Genomic DNA, 16,509 nt, shown 5'->3' with positions numbered 1-16,509 from the left:
ATGAGCGCGCTTCACTCGGAAATCCCGTTGGAAAAGGATGAGCAGGGCAGGGACATCGTGCTGTCGGCACGGGATGTCACCGTTGGCTTCGGATCGAAAATCGTCCTCGACAAACTGAACCTCAACATCTATCGCGGCGAGATTCTCGGTTTCGTCGGCGCTTCCGGGGCGGGTAAGTCCGTGCTGTTGCGCACGGTGCTGCGGCTATTGCCGCGCCGCTCGGGCAAGATTGAGATTCTCGGCGAAGATTACGACAAGCTCGACGAGCAGGACCGCAACCGCCTCGACATGCGGCTCGGCGTTCTCTTCCAGCAAGGCGCGCTGTTTTCCTCACTGACGGTCAAGGAAAACATCCAGGTGCCGATGCGGGAATATCTGGACCTGCCCAAGGAGATGATGGACGAGTTGGCGCTGATGAAGATCCGCATGGTGGGTCTCGCCGCTGATGCCGCCGACAAATATCCTTCCGAACTTTCCGGCGGCATGATCAAGCGCGCGGCGCTTGCCAGAGCCCTGGCGCTCGACCCCGATCTCGTTTTCCTCGATGAGCCGACATCGGGTCTCGATCCGATTGGTGCGTCGGAATTCGATGAACTGATCGCCAAGCTGCGCGACACGCTCGGCCTGACTGTTTATATGGTGACTCACGACCTCGACAGCCTATTTTCCGTCTGTGACCGTATTGCTGTCCTCGGACAGAAGCGGGTATTGGTGGAAGGTACGGTTGAGGACATGCTCGCCTGTGATGATCCCTGGGTGCAATCCTACTTCAGGGGCAAACGCGCACGTTCGATCGTGCCGCGCGAGGACATCAAGGGGCACAACGACGACAAAGGCGCAAGCGCCCACAGCCGCGAGAAGTGACTGGAGACTATGGAAACCAAAGCCAATTATACGATCGTTGGGTTCTTCACGCTGCTCGTCATCGCGGCTGCCTTCGGTTTCGTCTACTGGATGGCCGAGTATGGCCGCGGCGGCCCGATGGTCGAGCTCGTCGTGCGCATTCCCGGCTCGGCAAACGGCTTGAGCGTCGGCTCGCCGGTTCGCTTCAACGGTATTCAGGTGGGCTCGGTGCAGGGACTGTCGATCGATGCCGACGATCCGAACTATTCGCTTGCCTTCACGCAGGTGCGTGCCGATGCGCCCGTCTATACCTCGACCAAGGCTATTCTTGAGATCCAGGGTCTGACGGGAGCGGCCTACATCGAGCTTTCCGGCGGACGCAATGGCGACGAGAATATTTTGAAGCGTTCGATCGATACGGGTAAGCGGGCGGTGTTGCTTGCGGATCAATCGAGCGTCACCAATCTCTTGACGACGGCCGATAAGATCCTGAACCGCGCCAATGATACGATTGGCGACATTCAGGGCTTCGTCTCGGATTCGCGTGGGCCGTTGACGGATACCGTGCGCAATGCGCAGAAATTCTCGAAGGCCATCGCCGACAATTCCGACAATATTGACAAGTTCCTGGCGAGCGTCGGGCAGCTTTCCGATACCTTCAAGACGGTTTCGGTCCGCGTGGATTCGACATTGGATGCGATCGAGAAGCTAGTGCGTGCAGTCGATGCCCAGAAGGTCAACGACGTCATCGCCAATGCCGACAAGATCACGGCCAATGTTGCCGACGCGACGACCGACTTGAAGGCGACGATTGCGAGCTTCAAGCAGACGGCCGACACCTATACGACGTTCGGTCAGAATGCACAAAAGACGCTGGACCGGGTCGATGCGATCGTCGCACAGATCGATCCGGCCAAGATCAAGGGATCGGTTGACGATATTGCCGACGTGACGAAACAGGCGCGCACGGCGGTCGCATCGATCCGCGACGTCGCCAATTCCGTTGCCGCGCATCAGCAGGATATCGACCAGACGATCGCCAATGCCCGCGACATCTCCACCAAACTCAACGCGGCTTCCGGCAAGGTCGACGGCATCCTGACCAAGGTCAATTCCCTGCTCGGCGACGACAGTACGAAATCGCTGTTCGCAGAAGCCAAGGACACGCTCGAATCCTTCAAGAAGATGGCGGACAATCTCAATTCCCGCATCGGCCCGATCGCCGACAATCTGCAGAAATTTTCGAGCGGCGGCTTGCGCGATGCCCAGACCCTCATCAACGACATGCGGGGCACGGTTGACAACCTGAATAGTACAATCACTAATTTCGACCGCAATCCGCAGCGACTGATTTTCGGTGGGGATACGGTCAAGACTTATGACGGCCGCGCGCGGCATTGATGAAGAGCGATATCTGGTCTCCAGGGGATAAGCGAAATATGGTCGGTTGCGTGTCGAGTGAGCGTCATCAGGTGTGGAAAGCTGTGATCGCGTTGCCGTTGCTTGCAGCTTTGCTGGGGGGCTGTGGAACCTCCTCCAACAACGATACCTACGATCTTTCCGCGTCGGCGAAGGCGAATGGACCTTCGGTCAAAAGCCGCCAGATCCTCATCCCGCCGCCAACCGCGCTCCAGGCGCTGGACAGCAATCAGATCGTCATTCGTGTCTCGCCCTCGGAAATTCAATACCTCGGCAAATCGCAATGGAGCGACAAGCTGAGCAAGATGGTGCAATCGAAACTGGTCGAGGCCTTCGAAAACACCGGCAAGCTCGGCGGCGTCGGCGTGCCAGGGCAGGGGCTTGCGATCGACTATCAGATCGTCACCGATATCCGCTCCTTCGAAATCAATGCGTCCGGCGGCCAGAAGACGGCAATCGTCGAGATCTCCGAAAAGATCCTGAACGATCGCACCGGCACGGTGAAGGCCCAGAACGTGTTCCGGAAGGTCGTGCCGGTCAGTGGTGGCAGCAATCCCGATTTCGTCCGTGCACTCGACGCTGCATTTGCCGGCGTGACCGGCGAACTCGTCGACTGGACATTGCGCTCGCTGTAAGGGCGATCAGCGCTCCATCAACTCTTTGAGTGTCTTCAGATCGCGCATGACATGCGCGGCATCGGCTGCGAATTTTGCTTCCTCCATGCCTGGTAGCTGGAGCACATTGAACATGACCTCGCAACCGTCGCCGTTCGGTACGACGCGCAAGGCATTGTAGACCTGCAAATCCGATTCCAGTGTTACCCAATGATCGATGACGCCGAAGTCATTGCGAGGCGCGAAGCGCACGCGTGCAGTCCCGAGCGTGCCTTCAGCGATCCAGTCGTCCCCATCCTGCGTCAGCCCCGATGCCAGGCCAGAGGCCCAGAAAGGCATGTTTTCCGGGCGGCTGGCGTAGTCGTAGACCTCCCTCCAGTCGCGAGCGATGGAGATATGTACGATCTTCGCGCTCATGGTCGACATGATGGTTTCCTCCTCTATATCACCCTCATAGGACTGCGATCGGCAGAAAAAACGTTAGTTCGGAAAGGGATGAATCGCGAATTCCGCAACATTGTTGCACAGTCCTGCAAAGAGAACGATTCACGGCTTTCGAAGACTTGCCGTTTTCCGTCCGGAGTGCAACAACAGCCCCCAACGCAGGGCTGTCGCCGGTCGCGTCGAGCGTCGGTGGCATTGCGTCATATCGGATGTTGCTGTGTCTTCCGGGTCTTCAGGGTGGGGCCGGGCGCAGTCAACGGCTCATTGGAGGATTGTCGTGGAAAAGGCAGAAATCGGGCTGATCGGTCTTGCTGTGATGGGATCGAATCTGGCGCTCAACATCGCCGAGAAAGGCAACAAGATCGCAGTGTTCAACCGTACACCTCAGGTAACGGATGAATTCTATGCGAATGCGGGCGCACTCAAGGACAAGATCATTCCCTGCAAGACGATCGAGGAATTCGTCGAGGCGATCCGTCCGCCGCGGCCGATCATCATCATGATCAAGGCCGGTGAGCCGGTCGACCAGCAGATGGCGGCGCTGCAGCCCTATCTCGACAAGGGCGACATCATGATCGATGCCGGCAATGCCAATTTCCGCGATACGATCGCTCGCTTCGATCGTCTGAAGGATACCGGCCTGACCTTCATCGGCATGGGCGTATCCGGTGGCGAGGAAGGGGCGCGTCATGGTCCGTCGATCATGGTCGGCGGCACGGAAGAGTCCTACAAGCGCGTCGAGAAGGTGCTGACCTCGATCGCTGCGAAATACAACAACGATCCATGCGTTGCCTGGCTCGGCAATGATGGCGCCGGTCACTTCGTCAAGACCATCCACAACGGCATCGAATATGCCGATATGCAGATGATCGCCGAAATCTACGGCATCCTGCGTGACGGTCTCGGCAAGACCGCGGCCGAGATCAGCTCGATCTTCGGCGACTGGAACAAGGGTCGCCTCAACTCCTACCTTATCGAGATCACCGAGAAGGTTCTGGCTGCGAAGGACCCGGCAACCGGCAGCGCCATGCCCGATATCATCCTCGACAAGGCCGGCCAAAAAGGTACCGGCAAGTGGTCTGCCATCGAAGCCCAGAACATGGGCATTCCCGCGACGGCGATCGAGGCTGCCGTTGCCGCCCGCAGCCTCTCGGCGATCAAGAGCCAGCGCGAAGCAGCCGAGAAGATTTTTGGCACGCCCGACTACAAGTTCCCGATCGCCTTCGGTCCCGATTTGCTGAAGGATCTGGAGCTGGCGCTCTTCGCCGCCAAGATCGGCGCCTATGCCCAGGGCTTTGCCGTCATGGCCGAGGCCTCGAAGGAGTTCAACTGGTCGCTGCCGATGCCTGTCATCGCCAAGATCTGGCGTGCCGGCTGCATCATCCGTTCGCAGTTCCTCGACGAGATCACCAGCGCTTTCACCAAGACCCCGGATGCGGCGAACTTGATCGTCACCCCCGCCTTTGCCGAGATGGTCAAGGAATCGATCCCGTCGCTGCGTCGCATCGTTTCGGCTGCGACCGCATCCGGCCTGCCGGTTCCAGCCCTTGCTTCGGCGCTGACCTATTTCGATGCCTATCGCCAGGCGCGCGGCACCGCCAACCTGATCCAGGCCCAGCGTGACTTTTTCGGCGCACACGGTTTCGACCGCGTCGACGGCAAGGACATTCACCACGGCCCATGGGGCAGCGGGGCTCAGGGCTGAGAAGCTCGTTTGCGCTTCAATAAGGAAGGCTCGCCGGACCCGTTCGGCGAGCTTTTTCCGTTGCCAGTTCTTCCGGCCAGACGGGCGAGCTGATGCTTTGCAGCAGTTCCGGTTCTACACCGTCGATACGGGCGATGACCGCCTTGGCGAGTTCGCGGCCGGCATGGCGGAAATCCTCCGATACCGTAATGATCTCGGGCCTGATCCAGCTCAGCACGTCTGTCGATTGCTTGGCGACCATGTCGATATCGCGGCCCAGGCGGAAGCCGGCCGCCTCGATGCCGGCATTGACGGCAATCGCGCCGCCGCTGCTGGAGCAGACGATCCCGTCAGGCGCATGCGGTGAGCGCATCAGCGCCTCGACAGCGTCCTTGATATCGGCCAGCGCGTTATCGGTCGTAATCCTCAAGGGGATTTCTTCGGCGCCATATTGGTGCAAGCCGGTTTGGAAACCGATGCGGGTGTGCGAATAATAGGTCAGCTTGCTGGAGGGCTGCAGCAGCGCCAGGCGGCGGCGCCCTCTTGCGACCAGTGCCCGCACGGCCTCACGCGCGAAGGCCTCGTTGTCGAAGTCATGGAAGGGGTGGATGATGCCCATATCCGTCCGTCCATGCGTTGAGAAAGGCATGCCGCGCTCATGCATGAGCTCGACGCGCGGATCATCCGGCTCCGTACGCGATATGATGACGCCATCGGCCGAGCCGGTGTCTAGAATGTAGCGCACCGGCACCAGTGGATCCTTGCTGTGCGAATGCGGCGTGATGACCAGGTGATATTGCGTGCCGGCGAGAACTTCGGAAATGCCGAAGACGATGTGGCTGGTGAAGCCCATGATTTCTTCATCGATGCTCAGCACCAGGGCAATCACATTGGTCTTGCCGGTTCTCAGGCGCACGCCCGCGCGGTTCGGTTGATAACCCAATTGTCGGGCGACCATGCGCACCCGCTCCTTGGTCTCGGCTCCGATATCAGGGGCATCCTTCAATGCGCGAGAAACGGTGGTGATCCCTAACCCCGTCATGAAGGCGATTGTTTTCAATGTCGGCCGTTCGGGAGTGGCTGGCGCGCCGCTCCCTGACATTTTTTTATTGTCCATTTCGCTCACGCTTGCCTCCCGGCCGCCTCCCGCAGCCAATCCGCTTATATTGCCTACATGGCCACCGCAAGCATAGACGCCATGCGGCTTCGCCAATGCAATGAGAAAAACTGTAACGATACAGTTGAAAAGTCGAGCCTTATTTTTATGCCGATTTTCATGCCTATTCTCATGGTTGTATTCGTGACTCCTGTCTCGAAAATTGAGCGGGCCAAGATTATGCAAGAGGGCCGCATGAGTGCGCCCCTGAAATAAAACATTCAATATCAGCTATTTGTAGAGAGTTTGCAGATTTTTTGACGACCGCTATCACGATGGAATGAAGTTATCTTCCACAGGTAAAATGTAATCAATGATTGTATATTCGCGCAGTCATGAAAAATTTGTGGTCAGGCGGTTGCGCGTTGAAAATGATTCGAATACGTTTTTCCGGCAACGTTTCAGTGAGGGAGGAGAACTCATGAATATTCGTTTGATGGCTGCCGCTTTGCTTGCATCTGTCGCGATTCCCGCTTTCTCAGCAAATGCGACCGATCTTGAGGTAACGCATTGGTGGACATCGGGCGGCGAAGCAGCTGCCGTGAAGGTTCTGGCTGAGCAATACAACGCCTTGGGCGACAATCACTGGGTCGACGGCGCGATCGCCGGATCCGGTTCGACCGCAACGCCCCTTATCGTCAGCCGTATCCTGGGCGGCAATCCCATGGGTGCAACGCAGCTCAACACGGGCCGCGATGCCGAAGAGTTGGTCAAGGCCGGCCTGATGACCGATCTGACCGACCTTGCCGAGAAGGAACATTGGAAGGACATCATTCGTCCGGCCAGCCTGCTCAACTCCTGCACCTATGAGGGTCGTGTCTATTGCGTGCCGCTCAACATCCACTCCTGGCAGTGGATGTGGGTCAATCGTCACGTCTTCGAAGACAACGGCATGAAGGTCCCGGCCAACTGGGATGAATTCGTCGCCGATGCGCCGAAGCTGCGCGAGAAGGGCATCACCCCACTTGCGACCGGCGCTCCCTGGCAGGTCGACGGTATCCGCAACGTCATGCAGATCGGCATCGGCGGCAAGGAGACCTATCTGGCGATCTACCAGAAGAAAGACGCAGACGCTGTGAAGAGCCCCGAAAACCGCAAGGTCTGGGACGCTTTCGCGCAGGCGCGCGATCTTGTTGATGAGAGCTATTCCGGCCGCGACTGGAATGTCGCCACCAATATGGTCATCACAGGCAAGGCTGCCGCGCAGATCATGGGCGACTGGGCGCAGGGCGAGTTTGGCGTTGCCAAGCAGGTTGCCGGCAAGGACTATGATTGCCTTCCGGGCCTCGGTTTCAACGGTTTGCTCGATACCGGCGGCGATAGCTTCTACTTCCCGAAGAACAGCAATCCCGACATCACCAAGGCGCAGCTCGAGCTTGCCAGCATGCTGGTTTCCAAGGAAACCCAGGTCAAGTTCAACCTCGCCAAGGGCTCCCTGCCGGTGCGCGGCGATATCGATCTGAGCGCGGCCAGCAGCTGCATGAAGAAGGGTCTGGAAATCCTGAAGAATCCGGACAACGTGGTGCCGGGTGTCACTCAGCTGATCGACCCGGATACGCGCGGTCAGATGACCGATCTCGGACTGCAATTCTTCTCGTCGAAGATGACCGTGGATGAGGCGATCGAAAAGCAGGCCGCCATCTTCAAGCAGGCGCAATAAGCAAGACGACCATCTATCAATCGCGATGGCCGGCATCGGGGCAGGCGAGGGATCTCGCCTGTCCTGAGGCAGGTCACCAACGGAGGTATCGATGGCTAACGCTGTCCGGCCACTGGGTCTGTTCCGTAACCTCAATGCGAAGATCGCCGCCATTCCAATGGTGCTGACGGTGATCGTCGTCTTCGTCGGTTGCACGCTCTGGACCGTCATCTATTCGTTCACAGATTCAAGGCTGCTGCCGAGCTCCAATTTTGTCGGTCTGGCGCAGTATCAGCGTCTGTGGGGTACCGATCGCTGGAACATCTCGATCGGCAATCTTGCGACATACGGCATTCTCAGCCTGGTTTTCGCTTTCGTCGTCGGCTTCTTTCTGGCCGTGCTGATGGATCAGAAAATCCGCTTCGAGAATACGTTCCGAACCATTTTCCTTTATCCTTTCGCTCTGTCCTTCATTGTGACCGGCCTCGTCTGGCAGTGGATCCTCGATCCTGCGCTCGGGCTGCCGAAGCTGATGCAGGATATGGGCTTTACGAGTTTCAACTTCGCTCTGCTCGGCAATCAGAAGACCGTGCTTTATGCGCTCGTCATTGCCGGTCTCTGGCAGGGCACCGGCCTTGTCATGGTGCTGATGCTGGCGGGCCTGAGGGGGATTGACGGCGAGATCTGGAAGGCGTCGCGCGTTGACGGCATTCCAGCCTGGCGGACCTACATCTTCGTCGTCATTCCAATGATGCGAGGCGTCTTCGTCACCACGCTCGTCATCGTCGCGTCAGGCATCGTGCGCGTCTATGATCTCGTCGTCGCCATGACATCAGGCGGGCCGGGCTTCGCATCCGAAATGCCGGCTAAATATGTCTATGACTTCATGTTCCAGCGCTCCAATCTCGGTCAGGCGCTTTCCGCCTCCACCGTCATGCTGGTGACCGTGTTCATCTTCGTCGTGCCGTGGGCTCTCATCGAGTTCCGCCAGAAGCGCCGGTAAGGGAGGAAACCATGGCACTTGCCGCTACCATCGAACCTTCGGGCACCAAGCCCAGGCGCCGCTTTGCCCCGCGCACGATCATGCTCTATGGCATACTCGGGCTGGCCGCGCTCTACTATCTCCTGCCGCTCTATGTGATGGTCGTCACTTCGCTCAAGGGCATGCCGGAAATCCGCATGGGTAATATCTTTGCTCCGCCCATGGAGATTACTTTCGAGCCCTGGGTGAAAGCCTGGTCGCAAGCCTGCACCGGCCTTTACTGCCACGGCATCCAGGTCGGCTTCTGGAATTCGGTGAAGATCCTCGTTCCGAGCGTCATCGTCTCGATCGCCATTGCGTCGGTCAACGGCTATGCGCTCGCCAACTGGCGGTTCAAGGGATCGGAAATCTTCTTCACGATCCTGCTGTTCGGCGCCTTCATTCCCTATCAGGTCATGCTCTATCCGCTCGTCATGGTGCTGCGTGAGCTTGGGCTGTTTTCGACGCTCGGCGGCATCGTCCTCGTGCACACCATCTTCGGCATGCCGATCAACACGCTGTTGTTCCGCAACTATTTCGCCTCGCTTCCGCCTGAACTCTTCAAGGCGGCACGCGTCGACGGTGCGGGCTTCTGGCAGATTTTCCTGCGCATCATGCTGCCCATGTCGCTGCCGATCTTCGTCGTCGGCATGATCATCCAGATCACCGGCATCTGGAACGACTTCCTGTTCGGCGTCATTTTCGCCGGCACGCAGAACTATCCGATGACCGTGCAGCTGAACAACGTCGTCAACGCCGTGCAGGGTGTCAAGGAATACAATGTTAACATGGCCGCAACGCTGCTGACGGGCGCGGTGCCGCTTATCGTCTATTTCGTGTCCGGGCGGCTCTTCGTCCGCGGCATCGCCGCCGGCGCAGTGAAGGGGTAATTCATGAACAGTAGCGTTTCCATCAAAGACCTTTCGCTGAATTTCGGTGCGGTCAACGTTCTGAAAAATCTCAATCTCGAGATCAATGACGGCGAGTTCCTGGTGCTTCTCGGCTCGTCGGGATGCGGCAAGTCGACCTTGCTCAACTGCATCGCCGGCCTGCTCGATATCAGCGAGGGACAGATCTTCATCAAGGGCAAGAATGTCACCTGGGAAGAGCCCAAGGATCGCGGCATCGGCATGGTGTTCCAGTCCTATGCGCTCTATCCGCAGATGTCGGTCGAGAAGAACCTCTCCTTCGGCCTGCGCGTTGCCAAGGTGCCGCAGGACGAGATCAACAAGCGTATCGCGCGCGCTGCCGAAATCCTGCAGATCGAGCCGCTGCTGAAGCGCAAGCCGGCCGAGCTTTCGGGCGGTCAGCGCCAGCGCGTTGCGATCGGCCGTGCCCTGGTGCGTGATGTCGACGTTTTCCTTTTCGATGAGCCGCTATCGAATCTCGACGCCAAGCTGCGTTCGGAGCTGCGCGTGGAAATCAAGCGGCTGCACCAGTCGCTGAAGAACACGATGATCTACGTCACCCACGATCAGATCGAGGCCCTGACGCTCGCCGACCGCATCGCGATCATGAAGAATGGCGTCATCATGCAGCTCGATGACCCGACAACGATCTATAACGCGCCGCGCAATCTCTTCGTCGCCGGTTTCATCGGTTCCCCCTCGATGAACTTTCTCAAGGGCGAGCTGGTCAACCGCGAAGGCAAGGTCGTGTTCGCGACCAACGACGTGCTGTTTTCGCTCGATGGCTACAAGGCTGGCGAGGCTCTTCAAGGCGGGCGCAAGGTCGTGCTCGGTGTTCGCCCGGAGCACATCAACGTCAATGAAGCGACCGCTCCCGGTGCGGAGGTTCACGATGCCATGGTGGATATCGAGGAGCCGATGGGTGCCGATAACTTGCTGTGGCTGAAGCATGCCGGACATACGATGTCGGTTCGCGTCAACGGTGCCCGGCGCTTTGGCCCCGGTTCAGCCGTAAAGCTTAGCTTTGATATGTCGCTCGCATCGCTCTTTGATGCGCAGACAGAACTCAGAATATGATCCCATGCCCGGAGGCGGTCTGACCGCCTCCTTCTCTACAGCGGTCCGGGGAGGTCCGATGTCGTCTTCGATCAATGATAATCTTGCCATCGATCTCGTCGGTTCGTGGAGGCTGACCTCTCCCGACAGCGATCATTCCCTCTCCATGTCGCTGCCCGGTGATATTCATTCCGCGCTACATGCGGAAGGGCTTATTCCCGATCCCTATTTCGCGCGCAACGAAGAAGTCGTGCAGTGGGTTGCCCAGCAGGATTGGGAGCTGACACGCAGCTTCACGCTCGATGATGCCGGCGGCGACTGGTATCTCGATATCGACTATCTCGACACCGTCGCAAGCGTCTATGTCAACGATACGCTCGTGCTGGAGGCTAACAACTGCTTCCAGCGCTATCGCCCCGATGTCTCGAAGGCGCTGAAGGCGGGCGAAAATACCATTCGCATCGTCCTGCATTCGAGCATTTCGGCTGGTGCTGCCCTTCAGGCGAAACAGCCTTTCTACATTCCCTATAGCACGGGCAATTCGCCGATCCCGAACGGCAACATGCTGCGCAAGCCGCAATGCCATTTCGGTTGGGACTGGAATATTGCGATCGCGCCGCTCGGTCTCTATGGCACCATCGCGCTGAAGAAGCTCGAGACCGCCCGTATCGAGAATGTCGTCACCCAGCAGGTTCACAATGATGACGGTTCGGTCGACCTCAAGGTGACGGTGGCGCTGTTTGCCAAGGGAACGGGGATTGCGCAGCTTTATTTCTCGCTCGACGACGAGCGCGTGCGCCTCGATGTCGGCGTCAATGCCGGCGAGACATCGATCATCCATTTCTTCCATATCGACAAGCCCAGGCTCTGGTGGCCGGCCGGCAATGGCGAGCAGGCGCTCTATGCGCTTTCAGTGGAAACCAATTTCGAAACCGTCACGCGGCAGATCGGCCTGCGCACGGTCGAGTTGATCACCACCGAGGATGAAGCTGGCAGCCGTTTTGCCTTGAAGGTCAATGGCCGCGAGATCTTTGCTCGTGGCGCGAACTGGATTCCCGCCGACGCGCTGTTTTCACGCTCCAACCTGGCCGCGACCGAGGATCTGCTGCAATCGGCCGTCAATGCCAATATGAATGTGATCCGCGTCTGGGGCGGTGGCTTTTACGAGCATGACTGGTTCTATGACACTTGCGATCGCTTGGGATTGATGGTGTGGCAGGACTTCATGTTCGCCTGCAATCTCTATCCCTCGACGGGTGATTTCCTCGAGAATGTCGAGGAGGAGGTTGGCTATCAGGTTCGCCGGCTTGCGACGCATCCCTCCATCGTTCTCTGGTGTGGTGATAATGAGCTGGTGGGCGCGCTTACCTGGTTCGAGGAGTCCCGCAAAGATCGGGATCGCTATCTCGTCTCCTACGATCGCCTGAACAGGACGATCGAGACGGCGATGAAGAAGGCTCTGCCGGATGCGATCTGGTGGCCGTCGAGCCCGGCTTCGGGTTATCTCAACTTCGGCGACGCCTGGCATGCCGATGGTTCCGGCGACATGCATTACTGGTCGGTCTGGCACGAGAACAAGTCCTTCGATAACTATCGGACCGTGCGTCCGCGCTTTTGCTCGGAGTTCGGCTTCCAGTCTTATACCTCACTGCCCGTCATCAAGACCTATGCCGAGGCGAAGGATATGAACATTGCTTCTCCGGTCATGGAGCTGCACCAGAAGAATGCCGGCGGCAACGAGCGCATCGCCGGCACGATGTTCCGCTATTTTCGCTTCCCGAAGGATTTCCCGAATTTCGTCTATCTGAGCCAGGTCCAGCAAGGCCTCGCCATCAAGACGGCGGTGGAATACTGGCGGTCGCTGAAGCCGCATTGCATGGGTACGATCTACTGGCAGCTCAACGACACCTGGCCGGTGGCCTCGTGGTCGAGCCTGGATTACGGCGGCCGGTGGAAAGTGATGCATTATCTGGTGCGGCGCTTCTTCCAGCCCGTATCGGTTGCGGCCATTCCCTCCGAAGACAACAAGACGATCCGCTTCTCCCTGGTCAACGATACGAACACCGACATCATGGCCGATATTTCGGTATCGCTGCTGAAGCTCGACGGTGAGCGCGTGCCGCTGACGACGGCGCACGCCGTCTGCACGCCGGATGCGGCTGTGACGGCATTGTCGATCGACGCGGATCAGGTGCCGGCCGATTGCCTGCTGGCGTGGCGCTTCACCGCATCGAACGGCATGGGCGGCGAGGGGCATTATGTTCACGGCACCTACAAGGCGCTCGAGCTTCAGCCCGCCGGCCTGACGGTGTTGAGGGAGGAGAAAGAGGAAGATGGGACGATCGAACTCATCGTCACCGCAAAGGGACTCGCGCTGTTCGTGATGATCGAGAGCGAGACGGACGGACGCTATTCCGACAACGCCTTCGATCTCGCTGCCGGTGAGAGCCGCCGCATTGTCTTCACGCCGGCCAAGCCGCTCACAAGCGGCGTGCCCGAATTCCGCATCTATGATCTGCAATCCAGCCAGTCGGTGCACAGCTAGCCGGTGGCCAGCAACCGACGGATTGAGCTATCGCGCCGTTAAGGCGGCGCTTTCGGGGCCACAAGCCCAAGACAGACGGCCGGGAGGCCATTGGAGGACTATCGATGACGAAACTTGGATTTCAGCTTTATAGCGCCCGCAATTTCCAGCCCTATTCAGAGATCTTCGTCAAGCTCGGCAAGGCCGGCTATGCCGAAGTCGAGGGCTTTGGCGGTATCTATGCCGATCTCGACGAGACCGGCCTCAAGAACCTGCGCGCCGAACTCGACAAGAACGGCCTGCGGATGGCAAGCGGCCATTTCAGCCCGGATTTCCTCGATGGCGAAGTGCAGAAGTCGCTCACCATTGCCAAGACCCTCGGCATGGATTCGATCTATGCGCCGCATATCGGCGCCGACCAGCGCCCGAAGGATGCGGCCGGCTGGCGCGCCTTCGGCAAGCGCCTGCATGAGATGAGCAAACCCTACAAGGATGCGGGCTTCGAATTCGGCTGGCACAACCACGACTTCGAATTCGTCAAGCAGGCCGACGGCTCGCTGCCGATCGAGCAGATCTTCGAAGGCGCTCCGGATATTTCCTGGGAAGCCGATATCGCCTGGGTCATCCGCGGCGGCGGCGATCCCTTTGCCTGGATCGAAAAGCTCGGTCCGCGCATCACGGCCGTTCACGTCAAGGACATCGCGCCGGCTGGCGAGAACAAGAATGAAGACGGCTGGGCCGATGTCGGTCATGGCACGGTTCCGTGGGCAAAGCTGCTCGAGGCGCTCGCCGGCACCAAGGCCAAGCACTTCGTCGTCGAACACGACAATCCGAGCGATGTCGATCGTCTGATCACCCGCTCCATCGCATCCTTCAAGAGCTTTTGAGGCATTTCCACATGGCTAAGGAACTTGGCGTCGGCATCATCGGATGCGGCAACATCTCAACCACCTATTTCTCGCTCGCGCCGCTCTTCAAAGGCCTGAAGGTGCTGGCCTGCGCAGATATCAACATGGAAGCGGCGCGGGCGCGCGCCGAAGAATACAAGGTCAAGGCCCAGACCATCGACGAACTGCTCGCCAATGACGAGCTCGATGTCATCGTCAACCTGACCATCCCGGACGCGCATTTCCCGGTTTCGAAGCGCATCCTAGAAGCCGGCAAACACGTGTACTCCGAAAAGCCGCTGGTGTTGACGCTGGAGCAGGGCGAAGAGCTGCGTCGCATCGCCAAGGAAAAGGGGTTGGCTGTCGGCTGCGCCCCGGACACCTTCCTCGGCGGCGCCCACCAGCTTGCCCGCAAATTCATCGATGACGGCGGTATCGGCCGCGTCACTTCGGGTGCATGCTATGTCATGAGCCCGGGCATGGAAATGTGGCATCCGAACCCGGACTTCTTCTTCCTGCCCGGCGGCGGTCCGATCCTCGATCTCGGCCCCTATTATGTCGCCAACCTCATCAACCTGATCGGTCCCGTGAAGCGTGTCGGTGCGATGACCTCGATGGCATCGCCGACCCGCACGATCACCAGCCAGCCGCGCAACGGCGAGATCATCCCGGTGAAGACGCCGACGACCATCCAGGCGCTGCTCGAATTCGTCAGCGGCGCGCGGATCACGCTGACGGCAAGCTGGGATGTCTGGTCACACCGCCATGCCAATATGGAGCTTTACGGCACCGAGGGCTCGCTCTATGTGCCCGATCCGAACTTCTTCGGCGGCACCGTCGAGGCGAGCGGCCGCGACAAGGACATCAAGCCGCTGGAAAACTGGGCGCATCCTTTCGGTATCGTCAATCAGGAAAGCCCGAACGGCTCCCGGGCCAACTATCGCACGGCCGGGCTTGCCGACATGGCGGCCTCACTGATCGACGGCCGCGATGCGCGTTGCTCGCTCGACCGCACGCTGCATGGCGTCGACGTCATGACTTCGATCCTGAAGTCTGGCGAGGAAGGCCGCTTCATCGATCTGACGACAACCTGCACGCAGCCGGCAGCCCTCGGCATCGAAGAGGCACAAGCGCTCTTGAAGTAAGCGCCGGAAGAGCTAGTTTGCGCGCGGGTGACCAACCCGCGCGCTTTTCATCTCGAAGGAATTCCATCATGGCCTGGCAACCGGCATCCGATCGTTATTCAAAAATGAAATACAACAGGACCGGTCGTTCCGGTCTGAAACTGCCGGCGGTCTCGCTGGGGCTCTGGCACAATTTCGGCGGCGATACGCCGCATGACCGCAAGGTCGACATGTGCCGCACGGCCTTCGACCTCGGCATTACCCATTTCGATCTCGCCAACAATTACGGACCGCCTCCCGGCAGCGCAGAAACCGCGTTCGGCGAGATCCTACGCACCGATTTTGCCGGCTTGCGCGACGAGCTCATCATCTCCTCCAAGGCAGGCTATGACATGTGGCCGGGTCCCTATGGTGAGTGGGGCAGCCGCAAGTATCTGATCGCCTCCTGCGACCAGAGCCTGAAGCGCATGGGCCTCGACTATGTCGACATCTTCTATTCCCACCGCTTCGATCCGGACACGCCGCTCGAAGAAACCTGCGGTGCGCTCGATCACATCGTCCGCTCGGGCAGGGCGCTCTATGTCGGCATTTCCTCCTACAACTCGCAGCGCACGCGCGAGGCTGCCGCCATCCTCAAGGACCTCGGCACGCCATGCCTGATCCATCAGCCGAGCTATTCCATGCTCAACCGCTGGATCGAGGACGACGGTCTGGTGGATACGCTCGAAGATCTCGGCATCGGCTCGATCGTCTTCTCGCCGTTGGCTCAGGGCATGCTCTCGACCAAGTATCTCGGCGGTATTCCGGAAGACAGCCGTGCCGCGCAAAACCACTTCCTGAAGCGCGACTTCATCCGTCCGTCGATTATCGACAATATCAGAAAGCTTAACGAGATCGCCGAGAAGCGCGGCCAGACGCTGGCGCAGATGGCGATCGCCTGGGTTCTGCGCGGCGGCCGTGTTACCTCTGCCTTGATCGGCGCGAGCCGTTCGTCGCAGATCGTCGATTGTGTCAAGGCGCTCGATAATCTCGACTTCACCGCCGAAGAGCTGAAGCAGATCGATGTCTACGCCAAGGAGGCCGACATCAATCTCTGGGCCAAATCCGCGGAACGCGATTGATCATCCCAAGGCGCCCGGAACTGGTTTCCGGGCGTTTTACCTTATTGCCGTTGCCATGGTCTCCGGAGG

General features: G+C 59.0%; 14 protein-coding genes. 12 read left to right on the top strand and 2 right to left on the bottom strand.

From position 1 onward, the window contains the following. The 3 genes from AC13RC_RS10515 to AC13RC_RS10505 are packed head-to-tail and all read left to right on the top strand — an operon-like array spanning position 1 to position 2,897. Positions 1-864, top strand: a complete 864-nt coding sequence (locus AC13RC_RS10515; protein ID WP_113333113.1) for an ABC transporter ATP-binding protein — start codon at positions 1-3, stop codon at positions 862-864. 9 nt (positions 865-873) lie between these two features. After that, positions 874-2,244 carry an MlaD family protein gene (locus AC13RC_RS10510; protein ID WP_075850685.1) on the top strand — a complete coding sequence of 457 codons (1,371 nt, stop codon included), beginning with the start codon at positions 874-876 and terminating at the stop codon, positions 2,242-2,244. Between the two features lie 38 nt (positions 2,245-2,282). Beyond that, positions 2,283-2,897 (top strand): ABC-type transport auxiliary lipoprotein family protein, encoded by a 615-nt coding sequence (locus AC13RC_RS10505; protein WP_112721200.1) that lies wholly within the window; start codon positions 2,283-2,285, stop codon positions 2,895-2,897. Between the two features lie 6 nt (positions 2,898-2,903). Here AC13RC_RS10505 and AC13RC_RS10500 read toward each other — a convergent pair whose 3' ends face one another. Further along, on the bottom strand, positions 2,904-3,302 hold the full coding sequence (locus AC13RC_RS10500) for an SRPBCC family protein (RefSeq protein ID WP_488557102.1): 399 nt from the start codon (positions 3,300-3,302) through the stop codon (positions 2,904-2,906). Positions 3,303-3,597: 295 nt separating this feature from the next. Here AC13RC_RS10500 and gndA point away from each other — a divergent pair, with 295 nt between their 5' ends. Beyond that, positions 3,598-5,025 carry an NADP-dependent phosphogluconate dehydrogenase gene (gndA, locus tag AC13RC_RS10495; protein ID WP_488557101.1) on the top strand — a complete coding sequence of 476 codons (1,428 nt, stop codon included), beginning with the start codon at positions 3,598-3,600 and terminating at the stop codon, positions 5,023-5,025. Between the two features lie 16 nt (positions 5,026-5,041). Here gndA and AC13RC_RS10490 read toward each other — a convergent pair whose 3' ends face one another. Beyond that, positions 5,042-6,121 carry a LacI family transcriptional regulator gene (locus AC13RC_RS10490; protein WP_488557325.1) on the bottom strand — a complete coding sequence of 360 codons (1,080 nt, stop codon included), beginning with the start codon at positions 6,119-6,121 and terminating at the stop codon, positions 5,042-5,044. 460 nt (positions 6,122-6,581) lie between these two features. Here AC13RC_RS10490 and AC13RC_RS10485 point away from each other — a divergent pair, with 460 nt between their 5' ends. From AC13RC_RS10485 to mgrA, 8 genes are all read left to right on the top strand, one after another. After that, positions 6,582-7,820: an ABC transporter substrate-binding protein gene (locus AC13RC_RS10485; RefSeq protein WP_488557100.1), complete on the top strand. Its 1,239-nt coding sequence runs from the start codon at positions 6,582-6,584 to the stop codon at positions 7,818-7,820. Between the two features lie 91 nt (positions 7,821-7,911). After that, a complete protein-coding gene (locus tag AC13RC_RS10480) occupies positions 7,912-8,802 on the top strand; it encodes a carbohydrate ABC transporter permease (RefSeq protein ID WP_113333117.1) in 891 nt (296 codons plus the stop codon). A gap of 11 nt (positions 8,803-8,813) precedes the next feature. Then, positions 8,814-9,710, top strand: coding sequence for a carbohydrate ABC transporter permease (locus AC13RC_RS10475; protein WP_069613050.1), 897 nt, complete (start codon positions 8,814-8,816; stop codon positions 9,708-9,710). 3 nt (positions 9,711-9,713) lie between these two features. After that, positions 9,714-10,805, top strand: a complete 1,092-nt coding sequence (locus tag AC13RC_RS10470) for an ABC transporter ATP-binding protein (RefSeq protein ID WP_488557099.1) — start codon at positions 9,714-9,716, stop codon at positions 10,803-10,805. 58 nt (positions 10,806-10,863) lie between these two features. Beyond that, complete coding sequence (locus AC13RC_RS10465; protein ID WP_488557098.1) at positions 10,864-13,329, top strand: beta-mannosidase; 2,466 nt, start codon at positions 10,864-10,866, stop codon at positions 13,327-13,329. A gap of 104 nt (positions 13,330-13,433) precedes the next feature. Next, positions 13,434-14,195 carry a sugar phosphate isomerase/epimerase family protein gene (locus AC13RC_RS10460; RefSeq protein ID WP_488557097.1) on the top strand — a complete coding sequence of 254 codons (762 nt, stop codon included), beginning with the start codon at positions 13,434-13,436 and terminating at the stop codon, positions 14,193-14,195. Positions 14,196-14,206: 11 nt separating this feature from the next. After that, positions 14,207-15,340, top strand: coding sequence for a Gfo/Idh/MocA family protein (locus AC13RC_RS10455; RefSeq protein WP_113390928.1), 1,134 nt, complete (start codon positions 14,207-14,209; stop codon positions 15,338-15,340). A 68-nt stretch (positions 15,341-15,408) separates the two neighbouring features. Then, positions 15,409-16,440 (top strand): L-glyceraldehyde 3-phosphate reductase, encoded by a 1,032-nt coding sequence (mgrA, locus tag AC13RC_RS10450; RefSeq protein ID WP_113333122.1) that lies wholly within the window; start codon positions 15,409-15,411, stop codon positions 16,438-16,440. The last annotated feature ends 69 nt before the right edge of the window (positions 16,441-16,509 follow it).

Source organism: Martinezella sp. CNPSo 3890 (genome assembly GCF_057784455.1).
The sequence above is the reverse complement of the archived record's forward strand: the minus strand, read 5'-3'. Positions and strand labels throughout refer to the sequence as shown.